We start from the raw sequence: 24,909 nt of genomic DNA, 5'->3' as shown, positions 1-24,909 counted from the left end.
GTGCCTGTTTGATGTTGCATGGACGTGGCGTGCGCCCCTTTAGTGCAGACCACTGCCATTTATACCGATTTTCACCGCCGCCGGCACTCAGCCCATGCGGTGCCACGGACGCGGCCCGGCCAGCAAATGCGCGTGCAGATGGTAGACCTCCTGCCCGCCGCCCGGCCCCGTATTCACCACCGTGCGAAACCCGGTTTCACCGCCCGTGTACGACACGCCCAGTTCCTTGGCAAGCCGCGCAACCAGTACAAACATTCTACCAAGCAGCGGTGCGTCGTTTTCACTGCAATCGGCAAGGGTGGGAATATGCTGGCGCGGAATCACGAGAACGTGTGTTTCGGCTGCAGGCCGAATGTCGCGGAAGGCGACGAACTCGTCGTCCTCGTACACCCGCGTGCTGGGGATATGGCCATCGGCGATCTTGCAGAAGAGACAGGTGCTGCGGTCGTGACTCATGGTGCTCCAGGTGAGCAAAGCCGCACACACGCCCCGGGGGCCTTCAAAACCAGGCGCGCGGGTTGTGCAGCGGCTTGTTGTCGTACAAGTACAGCCAGCCTTTGATGATACGGTACAACGTCCAGATTGCGACAGCCCACAATATTGGAATGCCAACCAGCACAAAGATGAGCACGCCGCCGATCAGATGACCGGCGAGGCCAAGCCAGAACGTGCGGATTTGCCACGTGAAGTGCTGCTCGTAAGGCGTGCCGAGCGCTTCGTCGCGTTTGAGGTAATTGAGGATGATGGCCACCAGCACCGAAATGCCGCCGGTGAGCCAGTACACCGCATAGAGCGCGTACAGCACGTGTGTGAAAGTACGCAGGCTGCGCAAGCGGTCCGCATCAACACCGTTGCGGTACGTAGGGGGCGGATAGTCGCCAGACGTGGACATGTTGTTCATCTCCCTCTGCAGAACGATGTGCGCAGCGCGCAACCTTCACTCGCCGCTTTCTTCGCGCTCGCGGCTCTTGCGCAGCGCCTTTTCCTCGAGACCCGAAAGACCTTCGCGGCGTTCCAGTTCCGCGAGCACGTCGGCGGGACTCAGATCGAAGTGCGAGAGCGTGACGAGGCAATGGAACCACAGGTCGGCCATCTCGCCCACCAGCGCCTTCGGTGCGCCGCCCTGGCGCACGTCCTTCGCGGCCAGCACGACTTCGGTCGCTTCTTCACCGACCTTCTTGAGCACCGCGTCGTCGCCCTTGTGAAAGAGGCGCGCGACGTAGGAAGCGTCCGGATCGCCGCCCTTGCGGCTGTCGATCACCGCCGCGAGGCGCAGCAGGGTGTCGTTGGTGTTCAGTTGCGTCATTTGTAGATGTGTTCGGGGTCTTTCAGCACCGGGTCGACGGCGACCCAGCGGCCTTCGTCGACGGTGCCTTCGAATTGCTGGAAAAAGCACGAGTGGCGGCCGGTGTGGCACGCAATGCCCGAGACCTGCTCGATCTTGAGCAGCACGACGTCTTCGTCGCAGTCGAGGCGGATGTCGCTCACGTGCTGCACGTGGCCCGATTCCTCGCCCTTGAACCACAGGCGCTGGCGCGAGCGCGAGAAGTACACGGCGCGGCGCAGCTCCACAGTCTTGGCGAGCGCTTCGCGGTTCATCCACGCGAACATCAGCACGTCGCCCGTGGTGGCTTCCTGTGCGATCACCGGCACGAGGCCGTTGGCGTCCCAGTTGACCTTGTCGAGCCAGTTGGCGTTGGCGAGGTCTTGCGTCTGTGCGTTGCTCATCGCGTCACATCCTCACCGAAATGCCCTGGTCGGCCATGAAGCGCTTCGCCTCGCCCACCGTGTGCTCGCCGTAGTGGAAGATGCTCGCCGCCAGCACGGCGTCGGCATGGCCCTTGACGATGCCGTCCGCGAGATCCTGCAGGCCGCCCACGCCGCCCGAGGCGATCACGGGAATCGGCACCGCGTCGGACACCGCGCACGTCAGGGCGAGGTCGAAGCCGCTCTTCGTGCCATCGCGGTCCATGCTCGTGAGCAGGATTTCGCCCGCGCCCAGTTCGGCCATCTTGCGCGCCCACTCCACGGCGTCGATGCCCGTGGCCTTGCGTCCGCCGTGCGTGAAGACTTCCCAGCGCGAGGGCTCGCCCGGCGCCGAAGTGCGCTTGGCGTCGATGGCGACGACGATGCACTGCGAGCCGTATTTGTCGGCGGAATCGCGCACGAGCTGCGGATTGGCGACGGCCGACGAGTTCATGCTGACCTTGTCGGCGCCGGCGTTGAGCAGGCGCCGCACGTCCGCCACGGCGCGCACGCCGCCGCCCACGGTGAGCGGAATGAACACCTGCGAAGCCACTGCCTCGATGATCGGCAGGATCAGGTCGCGCTGGTCGGAGGTCGCGGTGATGTCGAGGAAAGTGAGTTCGTCGGCGCCCTGGTCGTCGTAGCGGCGCGCGATTTCAACGGGGTCGCCCGCGTCGCGCAGTTCGACGAAATTGACGCCCTTCACGACGCGCCCGGCGGTCACGTCGAGGCAGGGGATGATGCGTTTGGGTAGAGCCATGATCTTGCCGAAGTTGCCAGTCGGTGTGTGTGCGGCGAGCGCCTTTCGCGAGACGGCCGCCGGACCCGGTTCGGGCGTGGCGCGCAGCCCATTGTCGCGCGCTTTGCGCCTTGCTTTGCGCGTTGTCGCGAAATTATCCCGCGCGAGCGCCAGCCCAGATGGAGATGGCGGCGCCGCGCCAAAAACAAAAGGCCTCCCGTTACGGAGGCCGGCGTTCGACGCGTTACGCGTCGTCCGATTCGCGCAGGCTGTCTGCGCGCGTTTGCGCAGCGGTGAAGTCGAGGTCGCCCGAGTAGATCGCGCGGCCGCAGATCACGCCCTCCACGCCTTCGTCCTCGACTTCGCACAGTGCGTCAATGTCACCGAGGTTCGAAAGGCCGCCGCTCGCAATGATCGGAATCTTCACCGCACGCGCGAGGCGCACCGTCGCTTCGATGTTGATGCCCTGAAGCATGCCGTCTCGGCCGATGTCGGTGTAGATGATCGACTCGACGCCGTAGTCCTCGAACTTGCGTGCGAGGTCCGCGACTTCGTGGCCCGTGAGCTTGCTCCAGCCGTCAGTCGCGACTTTGCCGTCTTTAGCGTCGAGGCCGACGATGATGTGGCCCCCGAATGCGGTGCACGCTTCCTGCAGGAAGCCCGGATTCTTGACAGCGGCGGTGCCGATGATCACATAGGACAGGCCGTCGTCGAGGTAACGCTCGATGGTGTCGAGGTCGCGGATGCCGCCGCCGAGCTGCACGGGGATCTCGTCGCCGACTTCGCGGATGATCTCGCGAATCGCGTCTTCGTTCTTCGGCTTGCCGGCGAACGCGCCGTTCAGGTCGACGAGGTGCAGCCGCCGCGCGCCGCGCTCGACCCAGTGTCGGGCCATAGCCGCCGGTTCCTCGGAGAAAATCGTCGCCTGGTCCATATCGCCTTGTTTAAGGCGCACGCAGTGACCGTCTTTGAGATCGATGGCCGGAATCAGCAGCATAGCTTCGGGTGTGTCTGGGAATGGGGTTGAAGTCTGGGACGCCGGCGGAAAAAAGGCCCGATCCGACGCCGTTTCGCTAGTTTAGTACAACTCTTTCGGCGGCCTTGCTGACGCAAATCGTATGCCGCGGCGCTCGTGCGCGAAGGCGGCTGCGAGCGTCAGCGCCGCAGGAAATCAAGGGTTCCAGTGGACGAAGTTGCGATAGACGCGCAAGCCCGCAGCGGCGCTCTTTTCCGGGTGGAATTGGGTGGCGAAGATGTTATCCCGCGCCACTGCCGAGGTAAAGGCCGCACCGTACGGCGTTTCGCCCACGGTGTGCACCGCATCCGCCGGAACCACATAGTAGCTGTGCACGAAGTAAAAGAAGCTCTCGTCGGGCACGCCGTCCCACAGGGCGTGCGCGCGCGCCTGGCGCACGCGGTTCCAGCCCATTTGCGGGACCTTGAAGCGCGAGCCGTCGTCCTGCAACTGACCGGCCAGATCGAAGCGCACGACCTTGCCGGGCAGCAGGCCCAGGCCCTTCGTGTCGCCTTCCGCGCTCCAGTCGAACAGCATTTGCTCGCCCACGCACACGCCCATGAGCGGCTTCGTGCGCGAGGCTTCGAGCACGGCGTCCTGCAGGCCCGACTCGGCGAGGCTGCGCATGCAGTCGGGCATCGCGCCCTGCCCCGGCAGCACCACGCGGTCGGCAGCGCGGATCGCTTCCGGACGCTCGACGATGGCCACATCGGCTTCCGGTGCGGCCTGCCTCAGCGCCTGGGCCACCGAACGCAGGTTGCCCATTCCATAATCCACAATCGCAATTGAAGTTTTCATCTCGAATCCGGCCTGCTCGCCAGGCCCTGCTCTTGGCTGTACGGGCGCCTGTGCGCCGCGCGATGTGCCCTGATCTGCCTTCGAAGCCGTCAATGTACGCCAGTCGGCGCGTGCAAGCCCATAAGCCGAACGGCTAATGTGGCGCGCATGCCGCATGTCGGCGACAGCCCCGGCGCGGCGCGCTGGGCGTCCTTCCCCGGCACGCGCCTGCACCGTGCGCGCAGCGCGGCCCGCCTGCTGGTCGGTGAAAGGCGTCGCTTAGAGGCTGCCCTTCGTCGACGGAATCTTGCCCGCCTGACGTTCGTCCAGTTCGGCGGCCTGGCGCAGCGCGCGGCCGAATGCCTTAAACACGGTTTCCATCTGATGGTGCGCGTTGAGGCCGCGCAGATTGTCGATGTGCAGCGTCACGCCGGCGTGGTTCACGAAGCCGCGGAAGAATTCGATCGACAGGTCGACGTCGAACGTGCCGATGCGCGCGCGCGTGAACGGCACGTGGAATTCGAGGCCCGGACGGCCCGAGAAGTCGATCACGACGCGCGAAAGCGCTTCGTCGAGCGGCACATAGGCGTGGCCGTAGCGGCGAATGCCCTTCTTGTCGCCAATGGCCTGCGCCACCGCCTGGCCGAGCGTGATGCCGACGTCTTCCACCGTATGGTGGTCGTCGATATGCGTGTCGCCATGCGCCTCGATGTCCAGATCGATCAGACCGTGTCGTGCGATCTGGTCGAGCATGTGGTCGAGAAACGGCACGCCGGTCGCGAGCTTTTGCTCGCCGGTGCCGTCCAGATTGAGTTTCACGCGGATTTGCGTTTCGCTGGTGTTGCGAACGACTTGCGCGACGCGCATGGCAATATCCTTCAAACAGCCCGTAACAGGAGAGTGGGAGAACGAAGCATCGGCTTAACGGAGCACGAGCTTCAGGGCAGCGAGCAATTGCGCGTTTTCGTCGGGGGTGCCAACGGTCAGGCGCACACAGTTCGCAAGCAATGGGTGCATTTTACCCACGTTTTTGATCAGGATCCGGGCAGACAGCAGCGTGTCAAAAACCGCTGCCGCGTCGGGCACGCGCACGAGCAGGAAATTGCCCGCGCTTTCGAACACTTCTGCGCCTGGCAGCTTCGCCACTTCGGCCGCCAGCGCCGCACGCTCGGCGCGCAGTTGCGCGGCCTGGGCGTCGAGCACGTCGACATGGTCGAGCAGCAGATCCGCCGCCGCCTGCGTGAGCACATTCACGTTATACGGCGGACGCACCTTGTCGAATTCGTTGAGCCACGACGGCCGGCCGGCCAGGTAGCCGAGGCGTATGCCCGCGAGTCCGAGCTTCGACATCGTGCGCATCACGACCACGTTGTCGAACTCGCCTGCGCGCGGCATCCAGCTTTGCATCGCGAACGGCTGGTAGGCCTCGTCGATCACCACGAGGGACTTCGCCTGCGCAGCCGCCGCGATCACGCGCTCGATGTCGGCGTCGTCGAACAGCGTGCCCGTGGGGTTGTTCGGGTACGCCAGCCAGATGACGGCCGGCGTGTGTTCCGCGATGGCTGCGAGCGTCGCCTCGAGGTCGAGCGTGAAGTCGGTCTTGAGCGGCACGCCGACGAACTCAAGCTGCGCGAATTTCGCCGACATCGCATACATGACGAAGCCCGGCACCGGCGCGAGCACTTTCGCGCCCGGCTTCGCGCACGCCATCGTGATCATGCTGATGATCTCGTCAGAGCCGTTGCCGAGTAGCACGTCGCAGTCGGCCGGCACGCGCATCGTCTGCTTGAGCTTCGCGATCAGCGCCTCGGGGCGCGGCGCGGGATAACGGTTGAGTGCGACCGCAGCTAGCCGTTCGCCCAGAAGCGCGGCAAGGTCGGCGGGCAGTGCAAACGGGTTCTCCATGGCGTCGAGCTTCACGAAACCGGAAGCGTCGGGCACGGGGTAACTCGTCATCGCGAGCACGTCGCGACGGATGATGTCTTGTGGTGTCGTCATGTCGAAAGGCGGCTCGCGAAAAGCTGGGCCGCCGGCACGGACAGCTCGGCGAGCCGGCTGCCCTGGTTATCGTCGTGGTCTCTGCTGCGTGTGGGTCAATCTGCGGGGCTCACCGTCGCGCGACGTCTCCATGCTGCGCGGCGGCTCATTCAAACAGTTTCTGCAAGTTGCCAGGCGTGCTTTACACCTGCTTCATGCGGAATTCGGCGCTGCGCGCGTGCGCTTGCAAACCTTCGCCATAGGCCAGTTCGGCCGCGATCTCACCGAGCGTTTGCGCGCCTTCCGCACTCACCTCGATGAGGCTCGAACGCTTGATGAAATCATAGACGCCAAGCGGCGAGGAGAAACGTGCGGTACGAGACGTAGGCAGCACGTGATTCGGCCCCGCGCAGTAGTCGCCAAGGCTCTCGCTCGTATAGCGGCCAAGGAAGATCGCGCCCGCGTGGCGGATTTCGGCGCCCCACTTCTGCGGCTCCAGCGCCGAGATTTCGAGGTGCTCCGGCGCGATCTCGTTGGCGATGGCGCAGGCTTCCGCCATGTCGCGCACCTTCACGAGCGCGCCGCGGTTGGTGAGCGACGTGGCGATGACTTCGGCGCGCGGCATGGCGGGCAGCAGCTCGGCGATGGCGTCTTCCACGCGCTTGATGAACCCTGCGTCCGGGCACAGCAAGATCGACTGCGCGAGTTCGTCGTGCTCGGCCTGCGAGAACAGGTCCATGGCGACCCAGCGCGGGTCGGTCGTACCGTCGCAGATCACGAGGATTTCGGAGGGACCCGCGATCATGTCGATGCCGACCGTGCCGAACACGCGGCGCTTGGCCGAAGCGACATAGGCGTTGCCCGGCCCGCAGATCTTGTCGACGGGCGGAATGGTGTTCGTGCCGTACGCGAGCGCGGCCACGGCCTGCGCGCCGCCGATCGTGAACACGCGATCGACACCGCCGAGCAGCGCCGCCGCCAGCACGAGCGGGTTCTTCACGCCGTCGGGCGTGGGCACGACCATGATGATTTCGCGCACGCCCGCCACCCGCGCGGGAATGGCGTTCATCAGCACGGACGACGGATACGCGGCCTTGCCGCCGGGCACATAAAGGCCCACGCGGTCGAGCGGCGTGACCTTCTGGCCGAGGACCGTGCCGTCGGATTCGGTGTATTGCCAGCTATGCGAGCCGCATTCGATGCGCTGCTTCTCGTGGTAGCCGCGCACACGCGCCGCCGCCGCTTCGAGCGCCGCGCGCTGCTTGGGCTCGAGGCTCTCCAGCGCCGCTTCGAGTTCGCTGAACGGCAATTCGAGCGCCGCGACGCTCGTGGCGGAGAGGCGGTCGAAGCGGTTCGTGTAGTCGAGCACGGCGGCGTCGCCGCGCGCCTTCACGTCGGCGAGAATCTGTGCGACGGAGCGCTCGATGGCCTCGTCCTCGCTCGCCTCGAAGGCGAGCACCGCGTGCAGCGCCTTCTTGAAGCCTTCGGCGCTGGAATCGAGTTTGCGCATCGTGATAGCCATGCTGGTATCCATCCGTTACGTTGTGCGCGCCGTGCCTTTTGAGATGCACTGCGCGCGAGGCGGCGCGTCATTGCGCCTGCCCTTTGCTACTACTCTGTCAACTCGCCTGCGTGCCGCGTGAGGCGCGTTCGAACGCGTCGATGATTGGCCGCAGCGCGGCGCGCTTGAGCTTGAGCGCCGCCTGATTTACGACGAGGCGCGACGAAATCTCCATGATCTCTTCGACCTCGACCAGATTGTTCGCGCGCAGTGTGCCGCCCGTGCTGACGAGGTCGACGATCGCATCGGCGAGACCGACGAGCGGCGCGAGTTCCATCGAGCCGTACAGCTTGATCAGGTCGACGTGCACGCCCTTGGCCGCGAAGTGCTGACGCGCGGCTTCCGTGTACTTCGTGGCCACGCGCAGGCGCGCGCCCTGGCGCACCGCATTCGCATAATCGAAGCCGCCCTTCACGGCCACCGAAAGACGGCAGCGCGCGATGTCGAGATCGATCGGCTGATACAGGCCGCCGCCACCGTGCTCGTTGAGCACGTCCTTGCCCGCCACGCCGAAGTCGGCCGCGCCGTACTCCACGTAGGTCGGCACGTCGGTCGCGCGCACGACGATCACGCGCAGGTTCGGGTCGGTGGTCGGCAGGATGAGCTTGCGCGAGGTTTCCGGGTCTTCGGTCACATGCACGCCGGCCGCGGCGAGGAGCGGCATCGTCTCTTCGAAGATGCGGCCCTTCGAGAGCGCGAGCGTGAGCGGCGCGCTAACCGCGGCCGCCGGCGTGGGCTTGGACTCGACCGTGCTCATGCCGCGCTCCCCTTGATCCGCTTCACGTTCGCGCCGATCTTCGTGAGCTTCTCTTCCATGCGGTCATAGCCGCGGTCGAGGTGATAGATGCGGTCGATCAGCGTTTCGCCATCGGCGCACAGGCCTGCGATCACGAGGCTCGCCGATGCTCGCAGGTCGGTTGCCATCACCTTCGCGCCCGAGAGCTTCTCGACACCGGCGACGAGCGCCGTCTTGCCGTCGATCGTGATGTGCGCGCCCAGGCGGTTCAGTTCCTGCACGTGCATGAAGCGGTTTTCGAAGATGTTTTCGACCACTTGCGAGGTGCCGTCGGCGATCGTGTTGAGCGCCATGAACTGCGCCTGCATGTCGGTCGGGAACGCCGGGTATTCGGAGGTGCGCAAGTTCACGGCGCGCGCGCGCTCGTTCATGCGCACGCGCATCCAGTCGTCGCCCTCTTCAATCGTCACGCCGGCTTCGCGCAGCTTGTCGGTGACGGCGTCGAGGATGTGCGGACGCACGTGGCGCAGCGTGACGTCGCCGCCCGCGGCCGCGACCGCGCACAGGAACGTGCCCGCTTCGATACGGTCGGGAATGACGGTGTGGTGCGCGCCGTGGAGCTTGTCCACGCCTTGAATGACGAGGCGGTCCGTGCCGATACCTTCGATCTTCGCGCCCATCGCCACGAGCAGGTGCGCGAGGTCGCCCACTTCGGGCTCGCGCGCGGCGTTCTCGATCACCGTCTCGCCATCGGCGAGGACGGCGGCCATCAGCAGGTTCTCCGTGCCGGTGACCGTGATCATGTCGGTGACGATGCGCGCACCCTTCAGGCGCTTCGCACGCGCCTCGATGAAGCCGTGCTCGATGTTGATCTCGGCGCCCATCGCCTGCAGGCCCTTGATGTGCTGGTCCACGGGGCGCGCGCCGATCGCGCAGCCGCCCGGCAGCGACACCTTCGCCTCGCCAAAGCGCGCGACGAGCGGCCCGAGCACGAGGATCGAGGCGCGCATGGTCTTCACGAGCTCGTACGGCGCGACGAGGTTGTTCACCTTCGAAGCGTCGAGCTGCACACGGTGGCCGTCCTGCTCGGTACGCACGCCCATCTGGCCGAGCAGCTTGAGCGTGGTGCGCACGTCCTGGAGGTCGGGCACATTGTCGAGATGAACGGGTTCGGCGCTCAGAAGGCCCGCGCAGAGAATCGGCAATGCAGCGTTCTTTGCACCGGAAACAACCACTTCCCCTGCGAGCTTCTGCCCGCCGACGATGACGAGTTTATCCATGCCTGAGGTTTCCTGATCGGTGCGGCCGGCTTGCGGGGTCGCTTGATGTTGAGCTGCGCCGCTCGCGGCGGCGTCTTTGTCCTGGGTAATTCGCACTGAGATTCCAGATTATGCGTTCTGCCATTCGGCGGGCGTGAGCGTCTTCATGCTGAGCGCGTGGATTTCCTCGCGCATGCGGTCGCCGAGCGCCGCGTAGACGAGCTGATGGCGCTGGATCAAGCGCTTGCCGTCGAATGCTGAAGAGACGATCGTCGCGAAGAAGTGCTGGCCATCGCCTTCGACTTCGAGGTGCTCGCACGCGAGACCTGCCGAGATGTACTGCTTGATCTGTTCCGGAGTCGGCAACATGAGTATGGCTCCTGCCTGATATTTCACTTAGTGGCGCAGCTTGTACCCGCTCGCGAGCAGACGCATGGCGAGCGTGGCAAGCGCCACGAAAAACACGAAAACGATCGAAAGGCTCACAAGCGGGTTGATATCGGACAGGCCGAAGAACCCATAGCGGAAGCCATCGATCATGTAGAAGAACGGATTAAGCCGCGACACCTCGCGCCACACCGGCGGCAGCGAATGCGTCGAATAAAACACGCCCGAAAGAAACGTGAGCGGCATGATGAGAAAGTTCTGAAACGCCGCGAGCTGGTCGAACTTCTCCGCCCAGATCCCGGCGATCAGGCCGAGCGTGCCGAGGATCGCCGAGCCGAGCACCGCGAAAGCGAGGATGTAGAACGGCGCGGCGAAGCTCATCGGAATGAACCAGATCGTCACGACGAACACGCCCGCGCCAACGGCGAGGCCGCGCACGATCGAGGCGAGCACGTAGGCTCCAAACATCTCCCATGCGGCGAGCGGCGGCAATAGAACGAATACGAGATTGCCCGTGATCTTCGACTGGATCAATGAAGACGAGCTGTTCGCGAAGGCGTTCTGCAGCACGCTCATCATCACGAGGCCGGGAATCAGGAAGCTCGTGTACTCCACGCCGGGGTACACCTCCACGTGGCCGCGCAGCGCGTGGCCGAAGATCGTGAGATAGAGCAGCGCGGTAATGACGGGCGCGAGCACGGTCTGGAAAGCGACCTTCCAGAAACGCAGCACTTCCTTGTAGAACAGCGTACGAAAACCGCTCATGCGAGACCCTCGACCACTTCAGGACCGTTCATCACCTGCACGAAGACATCCTCCAGATCGGCCTTGCGCACTTCCACTTCTTCGAGCTTGCAGCCGTTCGCGCGGCACTTTGCCAGAATGCGCTCCACGTCGTCGTAACTCGCGAGGCGCAGCAGATGCTGGTGCGCGTTGGCGTTGGACGGATCGACTTCGAGTGCACGCAACTCGCTCGGCAGCACGCCTTCGGAGAAACGCAGGAACAACTGCGTGCCCGCAAAGCGCTGCAGCAGCGTGCTTGTGCGCTCGAGCGCGACCATCTCGCCGCGCCGCAGCATGGCGATGCGGTCGCACAGCTGCTCCGCTTCTTCGAGATAGTGCGTGGTGAGCACGATGGTGTGCCCTTCGCGGTTCAGGCGCGCGATGAACTTCCAGAGCGTCTGGCGCAGTTCCACGTCCACGCCGGCAGTGGGCTCGTCGAGCACGATCACCGGCGGACGGTGCACGAGCGCTTGCGCGACGAGCACGCGGCGCTTCATGCCGCCGGACAGCGCGCGCATGTTGACGTCGGCTTTCTCGGTGAGATCGAGATTGGCCATGACTTCGTCGATCCACGCGTCGTTATTGCGCAGACCGAAGTAGCCGGACTGGATGCGCAGTGTCTCGCGCACGGTGAAGAACGGATCGAACACCAGTTCCTGCGGCACGACGCCGAGGCTGCGGCGCGCATTGCGGAAGTCGGAGACGACGTCGTGGCCACGCACGGCGATCGAACCCTCGTCCGCGCGCGCGAGGCCGGCAAGAATGCTGATGAGCGTCGTCTTGCCCGCGCCGTTCGGGCCGAGCAGCCCGAAGAACTCGCCGTCTTCGACCGTGAAGCTGACGCCCTTGAGCGCCTGAAGCGACTTGTAGCGCTTCTTGACGTTGCGGATTTCTATGGCTGGCATGACTAATACGCCGCCCGTTTGCGAACGGCGCGGCTCAAGAGTGCATCAATGCTGCGGGGAAGACCGGAATTGGGGACGGCTTACTACGCCGTCTTTGCTGTCTCAGTGCACGCTTTTTTCATACCAAGCGATGCTTTTTGCGCTGAGGCAGCGCCCAAAAAACGGTTGATTATAGGCCAAGTCGGAAAGCGCGGCCTGGCCTTGGAGGGGGAACGGCGTCGGCCCGGCTGCGCGGCGTAGTGCCGCTCGAACGCAATGGTTCGGCCAGGCGACGCGGGTCAATGTCGCTCGTTGAGGAGCGAATCGACACCGTAGGCGCGCGCGAGAGCGGCGAGCGCGGGGGGCAAATTGATTACGGCGAGGGAGGCGCCACGCTCACGCGCGGCACGCTGCCAGGCGATCAGGACGGCGAGCGCCGACGAATCGAACTGGGTGAGCGCCGCACAGTCCACGGCGGTTGCGCCCGCCGAGATCTGCGCGAACCCGGCCGAAAGCGCGGCCTTCGCGCTCTCGTGGGTCAGGTTTGCGCCGGTGGCGAAGCGCTCGCTCACGAGGTCGCCTTGCCCGATGCGAGTTGCTGGTTACGCTGCGTGAGGAACTGGATCAGGCCGTCCACGCCGCCTTGCTGGATCTTTTCCTGGAACTGCTGCTGGTACGCCTGGATGAGCCACGCGCCAAGCACGTTGATGTCATACACGCGCCAGCCTTCCGGCGTCTTGTAGAGGCGATAGTCGAGCTCGATCGGCTGGCCGCCGTTCATGACCGTCGAACGGACCACGACGTCGGTGTCGTCCGGGTTCGCGCGGAACGGCTTGTACTGGATCTGCTGGTCGCGCACCTGGGCGAGCGCGCCCGAGTACGTGCGGATGAGCAACGTCTTGAACTGCTCGATGACCTGTTGCTGCTGCTCCGGCGTAGCCGTGCGCCAGTTGCGGCCCATCGCGAGCTGCGTGGTGCGGCGGAAGTCGGTGTACGGCAGGATCTTTTCGTTGACGAGCTGCGTGATCTTGCTGATGTCGCCGGACTGGATGGTCTTGTCACCCTTGATCTGGCTCATGACCTGCTGCGTGACCGTCTGGACCATCGCGTCAGGATTGCTGGTGTCTACCGTCTGGGCGAACGCACTGCCGGCAAACGAAAGAAACATGGCGAAAAACGGGTACAGAAAGAATTTCTTCATATCGAGTCCTGCAAGTTGGGGGACATCGCCCCGTTGGAGCCAACGATATCACGCGAGATCTATCTCGCTATGTCAAAAACTGCCAGCAAAGTGCGACAAGCGTTTCTGCTTGTTACGTCAGACGTTTATGTCGGACGCCGTTGCCACAGGATCGCTCCGGCGACGCGTTGCGCCATACCGGAGCGCGGCGCTCAGCGCAGACGCAGCATGCTCGGGAAGCCGATGCGCGCCGGCGGGATCATCTGGTCGCCCGGCACCGTGGTTTCCGACGCGCCCACCGGCGCCGCGGCGCCAGCCGGGCCTTGCAGCGTGGCCGGAGCGGCCGTTTCGCCGTTGGGATACGCAGGCGCCATGCTGGCTGCGTTCGGCGTGGCCGCACGCGCAGTGCCCGAGGCGGGGATCGCCGCACCGGCAGTCGTACCAGCAGCCGCACCCGAAGCGGGGACCGCTGCACCGGCGGCCGCGCCAGGCGCCGCGCCCTCGTCGGTGTCGTCGTACTTCGGCAGCGGCGCGCTATCGCCGTAATCCGGCAGATTGCTGTCAGACGACGCGTGTCCATCCGAAAGCAGATAGCGACGGCGCTGCAAATAGGCGTTGCGGATGAACGAGTACTTGTCGATCGCCGCGCCTTCGAGCAGGTCGCTCGCGCCCAGCAGGTTGGCGCGCGTGCTCACCACGTTCAGGCCGTAAAGGCCCCACGAGAGCGCGGCCGGATCCACATAGGTGAGCGGATTGATGAAGTAGTTAGGCACGAGGCCCACGCCGTCGCGCACCGTGCTCGGACCGAACAGCGGCAGCACGAGGTACGGGCCGGGCGGCACGCCATAGTGACCGAGCGTGAGGCCGAAGTCCTGGTTGTGCTTGGGCAGCTTCGCGAGCGTTGCGACGTCGAAGAGACCGCCGACGCCGAAGACCGTGTTGATCACGATCCGCATGATGTCCGAAACGCCGTCGGCGATCTTCAGTTGCAGGAAGTTGTTCGCGGCGTTGTACACGTCGCCGATATTCGCGAAGAAGTTCGTCACGCTGTCGCGCACGGGTTGCGGCGTCACCTTCACGTAGCCCTGCGCCACCGGCTTGAGCGCATACGTGTCAACCGTGTCGTTGAACGTGTACACGGTGCGGTTGAAGCCTTCCCACGGATCGTCTTTGGACGGCGTCTGCACCGTCGAACAGCCCCCGAGTGCAAGCGCTGCGACGCCGAGCGTAATGGCGCGCATGCGTATGGTCGTCATTCTTTTTCTCCTTCTTATTGGGCCGCCGAAGCCGCCGGTGCTGCCGAAGCCGCCGGCGCAGGGGCCTGAGCCGGTGCGGGCGCGGGTGCCGCAGCGGGCGCCGGCGCTGCATCCGCGCTCGCGCCGCTGGACGGCTGCTTCGCGGCGCCCGAATCGGCCGCCTTGCTATAGAGGAACTGGCCGATCAGGTTTTCGAGCACGATCGCCGACTGCGTCATCGAGATGGTGTCCCCAGCCTTGAGCATTTCCGAATCGCCGCCCGGCTCGAGGCCGATGTACTGCTCGCCGAGCAGGCCGGACGTCAGGATCTTCGCCGACGTGTCTTTCGGAAACTGGTACTGCTGGTCAAGGTTGATCGTCACCAGCGCTTGGTAGGTGTTGGAGTCGAAGCCGATCGAGGCCACGCGGCCCACGGTCACGCCCGCGCTCTTCACCGGCGCGCGCGGCTTGAGGCCGCCGATATTGTCGAACTTGAGCTTCACCGGGTAAGTGGACTGAAACGACAGCGAACTCATGTTGCCGGCCTTCAGCGCAAGGAACAGCAGCGCAATAAAGCCCAGCACCACAAACAGGCCGACCCAGAAGTCGAGAGCATTCTTTTTCATCGTCATCCCAATGAGAATCCGTTGCGGCGTCGCTCATGCGCGCGCCGCGCCGCCGGGTCGCTGCCCGGCGTCTTTAGCTGAACCGTTTAGCTAAACATCAGCGCGGTGAGCAGGAAGTCGAGGCCGAGCACCGCGAGCGACGCGTACACGACCGTCTTCGTGGTCGCGCGCGACACGCCCTCGGGCGTGGGCTTCGCCTCGTAGCCCTGATAGAGCGCGGTGAACGTCACGGCGAAGCCGAACACGATGCTCTTCATCACGCCGTTGCCCACGTCTGTCCAGACGTCCACGCCGCCCTGCATTTGCGACCAGAACGCGCCGGCATCCACGCCGATCAGCAGCACGCCCACCACGTAGCCGCCCAGAATGCCGACCGCGCTGAAGATGGCCGCGAGAACCGGCATGGCGATCACGCCCGCCCACATGCGCGGCGCGACCACCACGCGCACAGGGTCCACGGCCATCATCTCCATGGCCGTGAGCTGCTCGCCCGCTTTCATGAGGCCGATCTCGGCCGTGAGCGAGGTGCCCGCGCGGCCCGCGAACAGGAGCGCGGTGACGACGGGCCCGAGCTCGCGCACGAGCGAGAGCGCGACCAGCAGCCCGAGCGCCTGCTCGGAGCCGTAGCGGTTGAGCGTGTAGTAGCCCTGCAGGCCGAGCACGAAGCCCACGAACAGGCCCGACACGGCAATGATCAACAGCGAATAATTACCGACGAAGTGGATCTGCTTCGTGACAAGGCGCGGCCGGCGCAGCAACGGGAAGAATTCGAGGACGAGGCGCACGAAAAAGCGCGTGGCATGCCCCGCGCGCGCGATCGTTTCGAGCACGGTGCGCCCGACCGAGCTGATGGCGCCGATCATGAGCGGCCTCCGCCAATGCCGAAGTCCGCTTCGAGCGGCTGGTTCGACGGGTAATGAAACCGGAACGGGCCGTCCGGCGCGCCGTCGATGAACTGGCGCACGATCGGGTCGGTCGAGGCGCGCAGTTCGTCGGGCGTGCCCTGCGCCTGCACGCGGCCGTTCGCCATGAAATACACGTAGTCGGCGATCGCGAACGACTCGGGCACGTCGTGCGTGACGAGGATCGAGGTCGCGCCGAGCGCGTCGTTGAGCGTGCGGATGAGGTTCGCCGTTATGCCGAGCGAAATCGGGTCGAGACCCGCGAACGGCTCGTCGTACATCATGAGCTCGGGGTCGAGCGCGATCGCGCGGGCGAGCGCCACGCGGCGCGCCATGCCGCCCGAAATTTCCGAAGGCGCAAGGTCGCGTGCGCCACGCAGGCCGACGGCGTTGAGCTTCATGAGCACGAGGTCCCGGATCAGCTCTTCAGGCAGATCGGTGTGCTCGCGCAGGGCGAAGGCGACGTTCTCGAACACCGACATGTCGGTGAAGAGCGCGCCGAACTGGAACAGCATGCCCATCTTGCGGCGCAGGGCGTAGAGCCCTTCGCGCGATTGGGCGCCGACGTCCTGCCCGCCGAACAGCACCTGGCCGCGCTGGGCGCGAACGAGGCCGCCAATCAGGCGCAGCACTGTCGTTTTTCCGCCACCGGAACCGCCCATGACTGCCACTACCTGACCGCGCGGGAAGCGCATGTTCAGGCCGGACAGGACGAGCCGGTCGCCGTATCCGAAGTCGACGTCGCGCAGCTCCAGCAGGGTCTCAGAGGTTGAGGGCACGTGGCAGACAGTCCATTTACACGAAGGCGGGATTATAGGGCCATCGTGGAAAACCTGCCGTGACGCACCCTGGCCCATTGATGTAAGCCGCAACACCTGCTAGCGCGGGTTGCAGCCCCTCCTGGCCGGGGTCGCGCACGCGGCGCGGCCCTGGCCAGGGCGGACCATTATTGCGTAAACGCGTTGCGCAGTGCAGCAACCGCGGCAGCCGGGTCGGCGGCCTCGGTCACGGCGCGCACCACCGCCGCGCTGCCCGCGCCCGTGGCGAGCACCTCGGGTAGTACGTTGCCGTCGATGCCGCCGATCGCCACCATCGGCACGACGCCGTCCAGCAGCTTCACGTAGCGGGCGAGACGCGCGAGGCCCTGGGGCGCCGTAGGCATCGCCTTGGTCGTGGTGGCGAAGACTGCACCGCACGCGAGGTAGCTCGGGCGGAAATGGAGCGCCGTCAGCATCTCGAAGTAGCCGTGCGTCGAGAGGCCGAGACGCACGCCCGCCGCCGCGATCGCGCCGAGATCCGCTTCGCGCAGATCTTCCTGGCCGAGGTGCACGCCATAGGCGCCGGCCGCGACGGCCTCCTGCCAATGGTCGTTGATGAAAAGCTGCGCGTCGTGCTTGCGGCCCGCCGCGACGCAGCGTTCGATTTCGTGAGTGAGCGCCGGCGATTTCGGTTGCTTGCTGCGCAACTGCGCCGTCTTGACGCCGTAGTCGAGCACGCGCTCGACCCAGTCGGCCGTGGGCAGCACCGGATACAGGCCAAGCTTTGCGGGGCACGGCGCGAACGGCTGCGCGGGCGCGGCGGGCAAGCCCAGCACGCGCGGGAAACGCTCGATGTCGACTGGCCAGGCGTCGGCCTGCTGCTCGTCGCCGTCGCGCCAGGCGAGCGCGAGCACGAGCGCGTCGTGCGGATCGAAGCCGCAGTCGAGGAACGCAGCCAGCGCGGGAATCCAGTCCTCCGACAACTCGCCTTCGAGCGCGTAACGCTCGCCGCCCAGATGCAGCGTGGCGCGCGCCGCCTTCGGGTTTTCGCCCGCGGCTTCGATCACGCCCGCGCCACCCGTCATCCAGCGCGCGATGTTGGCCAGATGCGGCGCCGCGTCGGTCACGACGATCAGATCGCCGCCGTTGGGCGCGTCAGGCGGCGTGAGACAGATGCGCCACGGCGCATGCGTGGGCTGCCAGTCGCCCAGGCGCGCACGGATGCGCTCGGCCGTTTCGGTGAGTTCGTCGGCGGGCGGCCAGAACAGTTCGCGGTCCTGCAGTCGCAGCGTTTCAGTCATCGTTTGTCTCCGTCCTGGTGCCAGAAGGGCATGCCGACCACGGGCGTGCTCGCGACCGCCGCTTCGCGCTCGGCCATCGGCCCGGCGAGATAGGCGGCGCGCCCCGCCTCGACGCCCAGCGCGAACGCACGCGCCATCGCATCGGGGTGCGTGGCCTGCGAAACGGCCGTGTTGAGCAGCACGCCGTCGAAGCCCCACTCCATCACCTGGCAAGCATGCGAGGGCACGCCGAGACCCGCATCGACGATGAGCGGCACATCGGGCAAGCGCTCGCGCAGCACGCGCAACCCGTATGGATTGATCACGCCCTTGCCGGTGCCAATCGGCGCGCCCCACGGCATCAGCGCCTCGCAGCCCGCATCGAGCAGACGCCGGCCGATCACGAGGTCCTCGGTGCAGTACGGCAGCACCTTGAAGCCGTCCTTGATGAGCCGCGCAGCGGCTTCGATCAGGCCGACCGGGTCAGGTTGCAGCGTGTAGTCGTCGCCGATCAGTTCGAGCTTGATCCAGTCGGTTTCGAAGACTTCGCGCGCCATGTGCGCCGTCGTCACCGCCTCGTTGACGGTGAGGCAGCCGGCCGTGTTCGGCAGGAGCGGTACGCCGTGGCGCTTGAGCAAGTCGAAGAAGCCCGCTTCGGCGGTGCCTTCGTTCATCTGGCGGCGCAGCGCGACAGTGATCATGCCGGGGCGCGCGGCGGCCATCGAGTCGGCAAGCGACTGCAGCGACGGATAGCGCGACGTGCCGAGCAGCACGCGGCTCGTGAAGGTTTCGCCGTAGAGCGTGAGCGCGTCGGCGGTGGAAGTGGTGGTCATGGGTTGGAATCCTTGGCGGAGTCGTGAAAGCGCTCGCCTTGAAAGCGACGCGCAACCGTTGGCTTTGGGCGAGCGAGGCTCAGCCGCCAGCCACGGGGCTCACGACGTCGAGGCGGTCGCCCGCCTGGAGCGAGCGCGCGCCATGCTGGGTGCGCGCCACGAAATCGCCGTTCAGCGCGACGGCGAACGGCGGACGCGCGCCAAATGCGGCGAGCGCATCGGCGACAGTCGCGCCCTCGGGCAGCGTGATCGGCTTCTGGTTGATATGAATGTCCATGGCAAATACGTTCTCAGACTGCGGATTGTTTCTGGTAGAGCTTCAGGCCGGCACGTGCGCACCCTGCGCATGCAGCATCTCGCCCCATCGCGACGCGCGGCGCAGCGACTCGAAGGAGTCGGCGTCGTTCACACGGGAGTCGAGCAGCGCTTGTGCGAAGCGCGCGGCTTCGTCGGCGACTTCCGGCGCGATCATGAAGCCGTGCCGGTAGAGGCCGTTCACACGCAGCGTGGTCTTGCCGTCCCAAATGAGCGCCGGGCGATGGTCGGGCAGCGTCGGGCGGCACTGCGTGTTCAACTCGAGAATGCGCGCCTCGCCGAACGCCGGATGCACCGCAAACGCCGCGCTCAGCAATTCGAGCGCCGAGCGCACGCTCACGGGCGAACGGTCCTCGCCTTCGATCTCGGTCGCGCCGATCACAAAGACGTCGTTCTCCTTGGGCGCGATATAGAGCGGATAACGCGGATGCAGGAGCCGCACCGGACGCGTGAGCGTGATGCCCGGCGCGTGCACGCGCGCGACTTCGCCACGAATGCCGCGCAGGCCTGGCAGCGCGGGTTTGGCGCCCAGTCCGCGGCAGTCGATCGTCACACGCGCGGGCGGCGGATTGGCCTCGTCGACCGTGGTGTGCCAGTGGGTTTCCACTCCGCGCTCGGCGAGCCCCGCCGCCAGCGCGGCCAACGCCTGGCGATTGTCGAGCTGGCCCTCGCCCTCGAGCAGCCAGCCGCGCGCGAAGCGCCCGGCGAGCGCTGGTTCGGCCGCGTCGAGCTGCGCACCCGCGAGCGCGACGAAGTTCGCATCGGCGAGCGAACGCGGCGCGTTGGCGCGCACGCGGCGCTCGAAGAGCGGGGCTTCGGTGCGATCGGCGGTATGCCAGACCACGAGCGTGCCGTTGCGCTGGAAGAACACAGGCTCCGGCAACTCGGCCAGGATGCGCGGCCAGGTCTCGAGCGACGCGACGCCAAGCTCGGTGATCAGCAGTTCGGCGACAGCGGCTTCCGCGAGCGGCGCGAGCATGGCCGCCGCGACCCAGGCCGCGGCCTCGCCGCCTTCGGGGCCGCCACGCTCGTAAAGCGCGACGCGATGGCCCTCGCCGGCGAGACGCCATGCGACGAGCCGGCCGCTCAAGCCGCCGCCGAGCACGGCGAAGTCGGGCACGCTGCCCACGTCAGGGTTGCGCGCGCGAGTCATGACGGCGCTCCGTCACGCGAGGCGAACGCGATAAGAATCGGGGAACAAAGAGAATAGGCGGTCATCGTATCCTTTCCGTACGGCAGCAGCAGACGTACCCAAGGACGAAACCGGCTGGCAAGGCCGACCGTGGAGGCTATGCGGCGCAAACGGCCCAATACAAAAATCGCGAAATTCGCGGAATGTGTACGAACCCATGCGCCCAAAGCGCAGCCCGGCGGGAATCCTGGCGCCCTGCAAATGCTGGGCGCTCCGGCAAGACTTTCTGGAAACTTCCCGCGCCGGTATTACCCGGATCGGGTGCGAAGGGTCTCTCTCAGCCTCAGTACGGCATGCCCCGCATACCGGTGAAGCACCCCTGTTTCGTCAAGGTCGATTAGACCACAAAAGGCGCGCGGCCCGCAAACCTCGGCAGAGCGGGACTTCCGCTCTGGCACAATGCCCTGAGCCCGCCTCTTTCGCCTCGCAAGCCCGCGCGGTGAGACAATGGGCGCCACGCTACGGCGGCGCCGGCGTGCGCTTTTGTCTCCGCGCCTGGCGCCGCTTTTGGCCCGTTAAGACTCACTTAAGCGCCCGACGACAGAATCGCTGCAAAAATCGTTGCACCGCTGCCGCCATGCGGCGCGCAGCGCATGCCCCCCAGCGGGCCGCCACATCTTCAGGACGCACATGACCAACCAACCTGCCCGCGCCACGCCCGATCAGAACGAGCATCAGAAGATCACCGCGTGGAGCCTGATCAAGCCCTACTGGGTCTCCGAGGAACGCTGGATCGCCTGGGGGCTGCTCGTCGCGATCATCGTGATGAACCTGCTCGTCGTGTGGATCAACGTGCGCCTGAACGGCTGGAGCGCGGAGTTCTACAACGCGTTGCAGGCCAAGGACGTCAAGCGCTTCCCGCCACTCCTGATGACCTTCACGGAACTGGCGTTCGGCTTCATCATCCTCGCGGTGTACGGTCGGTATCTGCGCCAGATGCTCGGCTTTCGCTGGCGCCAGTGGCTCACCACGCGCTTTCTGAGCGAGTGGCTCGGCAAGGGCGCGTTCTACCGCATCGAGCGCGACCGCCTCGCCGACAACCCCGACCAGCGGATCAGCGACGACCTCCAGTCGTTCGCCACGACCACGCTCTCGCTCACGCTCGACCTGCTTTCCACGGTCGTCACGCTCGTCTCGTTCATCACGATCCTGTGGACGCTCGCGGGCGCGCTCACGGTCACGCTGGGTGGCCATCCGCTCGCAATTCCGGGCTACATGGTCTGGGCCGCCGCGCTCTACGCCGTGTTCGGCTCGATCGTGATCCAGAAGGTCGGCCACCCGCTCGTGTCGATCAACTACCAGCAACAAAAGGTGGAAGCTGACTTCCGCTTCGGCCTCATTCGCCTGCGCGAAAACGCCGAGCAGATCGCGCTCTACGACGGCATGGACACCGAGCGCGGCAACGCGCAGGGCCTCTTCCAGCACATCCGCGAGAACTGGTGGCGCGTGATGAAGTACACGAAGCGCCTCACCTTCGTGCTGAGCTTCTACGGCCAGATCGCCATCATCTTCCCGCTCGTCGTGGCCGCGCCGCGCTACTTCGCTGGCGCCTTCACGTTCGGCGTGCTGATGCAGATCTCGCAGGCGTTCGGCACCGTGAGCGACTCGTTCTCGTGGTTCATCAACAGTTACTCCACGCTGGTCGAATGGCGCGCTACCGTGAATCGTCTGCGCGAATTCGTGCGTGTGGTGCACTCGCCGCGCCTGAAGGAGTCGGTCTCGCCCGCCACCGAGCACGGCGGCATCAACCTGCACTTCATCGACAGCAACGAACTCGCCACCGAACACCTCAAGCTCGCGCTGCCCAACGGCATGCCGCTTTCCGAAGTGCGCGACATCGCCATCAAGCCGGGTTCGCGCTGGCTCGTGCGCGGCCCCTCGGGCGCCGGCAAGAGCACGCTGATCCGCGCGCTCGCGGGCCTCTGGCCGTTCGGCGAAGGCTCGATCGACGCGCCCGTGGATGCGCGCATGATGTTCATCCCGCAGCAAAGCTATCTGCCGATTGGCACGCTCAAGGCGGCGCTCACCTACCCCTCGCCCGCCGACGACTATAGCGACGAAGACTGCCGCGAAGCGCTGCGCGCCTGCCGCCTCGAAGAGTACATGGATCGTCTGGCCGAATCGGCGCACTGGTCGCGCGTGCTCTCGCCGGGCGAGCAGCAACGCCTGGCCGGCGCGCGCGTGCTGCTGCACAAGCCCGACTATCTGTTCCTCGACGAAGCGACGAGCGCGCTCGACCCCGACAACGAAAGCCGTCTCTACAAGCTGTTCGTGGAGCGCCTGCCCAAGTCGGCGATCGTGAGCGTCGCGCATCGCGAGTCGCTTGCGGCGTACCACCACGAAACGCTCGAAATCGAGCGCATGCCTGAAGAACGGGTTGCCGCGTGAACGCGAGCGCCGCGCGTGTCGTGCTGATCACGGGCGCGGGCTCGGGTATCGGCGCGGCGCTCGCGCGCCGTATCGCAGCGCCTCATGTGGCGCTGATGCTGCATGCGCGCGGCGCCGATGAAGCGTCGCGTGCCCGGCTCGCCGCCGTTGCCGCCGAGTGCGAACAGCGCGGCGCGGCCTGCGCCACGGCTTGCGGTGATCTCGCCGAGCCGGGCAATGCGCAGGCGCTCGTGGAGGCCACACTCGCGCACTTCGGCGCGCTCGACCAGATCGTCGCCAACGCCGGGCATGCGCAGCGCCAAACACTCGCCGCGCTCGACGCCGCGTCGCTCGAAAGCGCATTCGCGGCCATGCCCGCCGCGTTCGCGGCGCTCGTGCAGCGCGCGCGTCCCGCGCTGGAACGCTCGGCGCGCGCACGCGTGGTCGCGCTGAGTTCGTTCGTCGCGCACCGCTACCGCGCCGGTGCGCCGTTCGCCGCCACTGCTGCCGCGAAAGCCGCGCTCGAATCGCTGGCGAAGACCGCCGCCGCGGAACTCGCGCCGCACGGCGTGACCGTGAACTGCGTCGCGCCCGGCTACACGCGCAAGGACCAGGGCCCGACGCCTGAAAACGCGCCGGTGTGGGAGCGCGCGGCGCAGGAAACGCCGCTCGGCCACGTGGCCGATCCCGCCGATGTCGCCGAACTCATCGCCTTCCTGCTTTCGGACGCCGCGCGCCACATCACCGGCCAGGTGATCCACGTCGATGGCGGACTCACGCTCTAGCGCCATCGTTCGCTTGCTATCGAACTAAACATCGGAATACAACGATAGCGCGCGCCCCAAATTGCCCCTCGCCTCAGCACGGTTTCGCACCGTAAAATACGCATCCAGCACACCGGAGACGGGCGGCGTTGCACCGCGCAACCCGTCAGCGTCGAGCGCACACGCCACCCAGGGCGTTTGCGCCAGCCGGGTCGCAAGCGCCGCACACGCCGCTCACCCGGTTCGTTGCGCGCACAACAAATATGGGGGAAGACACGCGATGGGCTACTTTCACTGGTTCACCGAGTTGAACGCGCGCGAGCGGCGCACGCTCTACGCGGGGTTCGGCGGCTACGCCGTCGACGCGTTCGACTTCATGATCTACTCGTTCCTGATCCCGACGCTCATCGCGACCTGGGGCATGACCAAGAGCGAGGCCGGCATGATCGCGACCAGTTCGCTGATCTCGTCGGCAGTCGGCGGCTGGCTCGCTGGCATCCTCGCCGACCGCTACGGCCGCGTGCGCGTGCTCCAGTGGACCATCGCCACCTTCGCGGTTTTCACCTGCCTCTCCGGTTTCACGCATTCGTTCTGGCAACTGCTCGCCACGCGCACGCTGCAGGGCATCGGCTTTGGCGGCGAATGGACGGTCGTCACAATGATGATGGCCGAGACGATCCGCTCGCCGCAGCATCGCGCCAAGGCCGTGGGCACGGTGCAGAGCAGCTGGTCGTTCGGCTGGGGCGCGGCGGCCATCCTGTACTGGGCTTTCTTCGCGCTGCTCCCCGAGGAATACGCCTGGCGCGCGTGCTTCTGGATCGGCATCGTGCCTGCGCTCTGGATTCTCTATGTGCGCCGCAACGTGAGCGACCCTGACGTGTTCGTCGCCACGCGCCGCGCACGCGAAAGCGGCGCGATGCAAAGCCACTTCATGCAGATCTTCGCGCCCGCACATCTGGCCACCACCCTGCTCGGCAGCGCGCTGTGCACCGGCATGCTCGGCGGCTACTATGCGATCACCACCTGGCTGCCCACCTACCTGAAAACGGTGCGCCACCTTTCGGTGTTCAACACGAGCGGTTATCTGATCGTGCTGATCGTCGGCTCGTTCACGGGCTACATCGTCGGCGCGATCCTCTGCGACAAGATCGGCCGGCGCGCCTCGTTCATTCTGTTCGCCATCGGCTCGTTCGCGCTCGGCATGGCCTACACGATGCTGCCCATCACCGACACCGCCATGCTCCTGCTCGGCTTTCCGCTCGGCATCGTCGTGCAAGGCATTTTCGCGGGCGTGGGCGCGTATCTTTCGGAGCTCTACCCGAACGCGATCCGCGGCTCGGGCCAAGGCTTCTGCTACAACTTAGGACGCGGTCTCGGCTCGTTCTTCCCCATTCTCGTGGGCACTTTCGCGCAAACCACTTCGCTCGTGAAGTCGATCGGCATGGTGGCCGGCGCGGGCTATCTGCTCGTGATCGTCGCCGCGCTCTGCCTGCCGGAGACGAAGGGCAAAGTGCTGACCGAAGAAACGCCTGTTGCTGCGGGCGAGCGCCCGTCTGCGGAGTCCACTGCACGATGAGCACGAACATGCTGCAA

At 65.9% G+C, this 24,909-nt stretch carries 28 protein-coding genes and 1 riboswitch; of the genes, 3 read left to right on the top strand and 25 right to left on the bottom strand.

The window, feature by feature from the left end; genetic code table 11:
• Positions 1 to 87: 87 nt before the first annotated feature.
• The 25 genes from VSR72_RS29475 to VSR72_RS29355 form a co-directional block, all read right to left on the bottom strand.
• Positions 88 to 456 (bottom strand): histidine triad nucleotide-binding protein, encoded by a 369-nt coding sequence (locus VSR72_RS29475; RefSeq protein WP_342955811.1) that lies wholly within the window; start codon positions 454 to 456, stop codon positions 88 to 90.
• Between the two features lie 43 nt (positions 457 to 499).
• Positions 500 to 892: a hypothetical protein gene (locus VSR72_RS29470; RefSeq protein ID WP_342955810.1), complete on the bottom strand. Its 393-nt coding sequence runs from the start codon at positions 890 to 892 to the stop codon at positions 500 to 502.
• A 45-nt stretch (positions 893 to 937) separates the two neighbouring features.
• Positions 938 to 1,306: a phosphoribosyl-ATP diphosphatase gene (locus VSR72_RS29465; protein WP_028206578.1), complete on the bottom strand. Its 369-nt coding sequence runs from the start codon at positions 1,304 to 1,306 to the stop codon at positions 938 to 940.
• The gene (gene hisI / locus VSR72_RS29460) at positions 1,303 to 1,728 is read right to left on the bottom strand and encodes a phosphoribosyl-AMP cyclohydrolase (protein ID WP_342955809.1); all 426 of its coding nucleotides are present in this window, start codon (positions 1,726 to 1,728) and stop codon (positions 1,303 to 1,305) included. The genes VSR72_RS29465 and hisI overlap by 4 nt, the downstream gene beginning before the upstream one ends.
• Positions 1,729 to 1,732: 4 nt before the next feature.
• On the bottom strand, positions 1,733 to 2,506 hold the full coding sequence (gene hisF, locus VSR72_RS29455; RefSeq protein WP_342955808.1) for an imidazole glycerol phosphate synthase subunit HisF: 774 nt from the start codon (positions 2,504 to 2,506) through the stop codon (positions 1,733 to 1,735).
• A 223-nt stretch (positions 2,507 to 2,729) separates the two neighbouring features.
• A complete protein-coding gene (gene hisA, locus VSR72_RS29450; protein ID WP_342955807.1) occupies positions 2,730 to 3,482 on the bottom strand; it encodes a 1-(5-phosphoribosyl)-5-[(5-phosphoribosylamino)methylideneamino]imidazole-4-carboxamide isomerase in 753 nt (250 codons plus the stop codon).
• Positions 3,483 to 3,656: 174 nt separating this feature from the next.
• Entirely contained in the window at positions 3,657 to 4,298 is a 642-nt protein-coding gene (hisH, locus tag VSR72_RS29445; protein ID WP_342955806.1) for an imidazole glycerol phosphate synthase subunit HisH, read from the bottom strand.
• 258 nt (positions 4,299 to 4,556) lie between these two features.
• The gene (gene hisB / locus VSR72_RS29440; RefSeq protein WP_028206573.1) at positions 4,557 to 5,144 is read right to left on the bottom strand and encodes an imidazoleglycerol-phosphate dehydratase HisB; all 588 of its coding nucleotides are present in this window, start codon (positions 5,142 to 5,144) and stop codon (positions 4,557 to 4,559) included.
• A 54-nt stretch (positions 5,145 to 5,198) separates the two neighbouring features.
• Complete coding sequence (gene hisC, locus VSR72_RS29435; RefSeq protein WP_342955805.1) at positions 5,199 to 6,275, bottom strand: histidinol-phosphate transaminase; 1,077 nt, start codon at positions 6,273 to 6,275, stop codon at positions 5,199 to 5,201.
• A 181-nt stretch (positions 6,276 to 6,456) separates the two neighbouring features.
• Positions 6,457 to 7,776, bottom strand: coding sequence for a histidinol dehydrogenase (gene hisD / locus VSR72_RS29430; protein WP_342955804.1), 1,320 nt, complete (start codon positions 7,774 to 7,776; stop codon positions 6,457 to 6,459).
• A gap of 97 nt (positions 7,777 to 7,873) precedes the next feature.
• A complete protein-coding gene (gene hisG / locus VSR72_RS29425) occupies positions 7,874 to 8,572 on the bottom strand; it encodes an ATP phosphoribosyltransferase (RefSeq protein ID WP_342955803.1) in 699 nt (232 codons plus the stop codon).
• Positions 8,569 to 9,831 (bottom strand): UDP-N-acetylglucosamine 1-carboxyvinyltransferase, encoded by a 1,263-nt coding sequence (gene murA, locus VSR72_RS29420; RefSeq protein WP_342955802.1) that lies wholly within the window; start codon positions 9,829 to 9,831, stop codon positions 8,569 to 8,571. The genes hisG and murA overlap by 4 nt, the downstream gene beginning before the upstream one ends.
• A 108-nt stretch (positions 9,832 to 9,939) precedes the next feature.
• The gene (locus VSR72_RS29415; protein WP_028206568.1) at positions 9,940 to 10,179 is read right to left on the bottom strand and encodes a BolA family protein; all 240 of its coding nucleotides are present in this window, start codon (positions 10,177 to 10,179) and stop codon (positions 9,940 to 9,942) included.
• A gap of 27 nt (positions 10,180 to 10,206) precedes the next feature.
• Positions 10,207 to 10,962 (bottom strand): ABC transporter permease, encoded by a 756-nt coding sequence (locus VSR72_RS29410; protein WP_342955801.1) that lies wholly within the window; start codon positions 10,960 to 10,962, stop codon positions 10,207 to 10,209.
• A complete protein-coding gene (locus tag VSR72_RS29405; protein WP_342955800.1) occupies positions 10,959 to 11,885 on the bottom strand; it encodes an ABC transporter ATP-binding protein in 927 nt (308 codons plus the stop codon). The genes VSR72_RS29410 and VSR72_RS29405 overlap by 4 nt, the downstream gene beginning before the upstream one ends.
• Positions 11,886 to 12,163: 278 nt before the next feature.
• Positions 12,164 to 12,436, bottom strand: coding sequence for an STAS domain-containing protein (locus VSR72_RS29400; RefSeq protein WP_342955799.1), 273 nt, complete (start codon positions 12,434 to 12,436; stop codon positions 12,164 to 12,166).
• Positions 12,433 to 13,065, bottom strand: coding sequence for an ABC transporter substrate-binding protein (locus VSR72_RS29395; RefSeq protein WP_342955798.1), 633 nt, complete (start codon positions 13,063 to 13,065; stop codon positions 12,433 to 12,435). The genes VSR72_RS29400 and VSR72_RS29395 overlap by 4 nt, the downstream gene beginning before the upstream one ends.
• Positions 13,066 to 13,256: 191 nt before the next feature.
• Positions 13,257 to 14,300: a VacJ family lipoprotein gene (locus tag VSR72_RS29390; RefSeq protein ID WP_342955797.1), complete on the bottom strand. Its 1,044-nt coding sequence runs from the start codon at positions 14,298 to 14,300 to the stop codon at positions 13,257 to 13,259.
• A 14-nt stretch (positions 14,301 to 14,314) separates the two neighbouring features.
• Positions 14,315 to 14,905, bottom strand: coding sequence for an outer membrane lipid asymmetry maintenance protein MlaD (mlaD, locus tag VSR72_RS29385; protein ID WP_342955796.1), 591 nt, complete (start codon positions 14,903 to 14,905; stop codon positions 14,315 to 14,317).
• A gap of 86 nt (positions 14,906 to 14,991) precedes the next feature.
• Positions 14,992 to 15,768, bottom strand: coding sequence for a lipid asymmetry maintenance ABC transporter permease subunit MlaE (gene mlaE, locus VSR72_RS29380; RefSeq protein WP_342955795.1), 777 nt, complete (start codon positions 15,766 to 15,768; stop codon positions 14,992 to 14,994).
• Complete coding sequence (locus tag VSR72_RS29375) at positions 15,765 to 16,586, bottom strand: ABC transporter ATP-binding protein (RefSeq protein ID WP_342955794.1); 822 nt, start codon at positions 16,584 to 16,586, stop codon at positions 15,765 to 15,767. The genes mlaE and VSR72_RS29375 overlap by 4 nt, the downstream gene beginning before the upstream one ends.
• A gap of 167 nt (positions 16,587 to 16,753) precedes the next feature.
• Positions 16,754 to 17,866, bottom strand: coding sequence for a thiamine phosphate synthase (thiE, locus tag VSR72_RS29370; RefSeq protein WP_342955793.1), 1,113 nt, complete (start codon positions 17,864 to 17,866; stop codon positions 16,754 to 16,756).
• The gene (locus tag VSR72_RS29365; protein ID WP_342955792.1) at positions 17,863 to 18,678 is read right to left on the bottom strand and encodes a thiazole synthase; all 816 of its coding nucleotides are present in this window, start codon (positions 18,676 to 18,678) and stop codon (positions 17,863 to 17,865) included. The genes thiE and VSR72_RS29365 overlap by 4 nt, the downstream gene beginning before the upstream one ends.
• A 79-nt stretch (positions 18,679 to 18,757) precedes the next feature.
• A complete protein-coding gene (gene thiS / locus VSR72_RS29360; RefSeq protein WP_028206558.1) occupies positions 18,758 to 18,955 on the bottom strand; it encodes a sulfur carrier protein ThiS in 198 nt (65 codons plus the stop codon).
• 42 nt (positions 18,956 to 18,997) lie between these two features.
• Positions 18,998 to 20,146 carry an FAD-dependent oxidoreductase gene (locus tag VSR72_RS29355; protein WP_342955791.1) on the bottom strand — a complete coding sequence of 383 codons (1,149 nt, stop codon included), beginning with the start codon at positions 20,144 to 20,146 and terminating at the stop codon, positions 18,998 to 19,000.
• A 256-nt stretch (positions 20,147 to 20,402) separates the two neighbouring features.
• Positions 20,403 to 20,516, bottom strand: a riboswitch (TPP riboswitch).
• 299 nt (positions 20,517 to 20,815) lie between these two features.
• On the opposite strand from VSR72_RS29355, the gene VSR72_RS29350 reads away from it, so the two are divergent.
• From VSR72_RS29350 to VSR72_RS29340, 3 genes are all read left to right on the top strand, one after another.
• Positions 20,816 to 22,573, top strand: coding sequence for an ABC transporter ATP-binding protein/permease (locus VSR72_RS29350; protein ID WP_342955790.1), 1,758 nt, complete (start codon positions 20,816 to 20,818; stop codon positions 22,571 to 22,573).
• A complete protein-coding gene (locus tag VSR72_RS29345) occupies positions 22,570 to 23,337 on the top strand; it encodes an SDR family oxidoreductase (protein ID WP_342955789.1) in 768 nt (255 codons plus the stop codon). The genes VSR72_RS29350 and VSR72_RS29345 overlap by 4 nt, the downstream gene beginning before the upstream one ends.
• A 259-nt stretch (positions 23,338 to 23,596) precedes the next feature.
• Positions 23,597 to 24,892: an MFS transporter gene (locus VSR72_RS29340; RefSeq protein WP_342955788.1), complete on the top strand. Its 1,296-nt coding sequence runs from the start codon at positions 23,597 to 23,599 to the stop codon at positions 24,890 to 24,892.
• Positions 24,893 to 24,909 lie beyond the last annotated feature (17 nt).

Origin of the sequence: Paraburkholderia sp. JHI869 (assembly GCF_038900775.1) — a bacterium.
Taxonomy (GTDB): domain Bacteria; phylum Pseudomonadota; class Gammaproteobacteria; order Burkholderiales; family Burkholderiaceae; genus Paraburkholderia.
Note: the sequence above shows the minus strand (reverse complement) of the source record. Positions and strands in the feature narration are given on the sequence as shown.